The following is a 228-nucleotide window of genomic DNA, read 5'->3' on the forward strand; positions in this document are numbered from 1 at the left end:
CGTTATCCACTAATTGGCGCTCGCCATCCGCCAATTGACAACCGTCCGTTATCTACTAATTGCCACCCGCTATCCCCCGCCCCAAACGAAAAACCCCCTCAGCCATCCGGCCAAGGGAGTCCTCTTATCCTCTTAAAGTCCCATTATTATTGAAGAAATACCATTTTCCTGAGATTTTCACCCAGCCTGTTACCATTGCGCCGCTCGAGTTGAGGTAATACCAGAATC

The 228-nt window shown here is 49.6% G+C and carries 1 pseudogene; it reads right to left on the minus strand.

Going from position 1 to position 228, the window contains the following annotated elements:
• Positions 1 to 124: 124 nt before the first annotated feature.
• Positions 125 to 228, minus strand: a pseudogene (locus V7161_RS30420) (N-acetylmuramoyl-L-alanine amidase family protein); the annotation flags it as partial.

The sequence above is a fragment of the Neobacillus drentensis genome, assembly GCF_036965425.1.
GTDB lineage: Bacteria > Bacillota > Bacilli > Bacillales > Cytobacillaceae > Neobacillus > Neobacillus drentensis_F.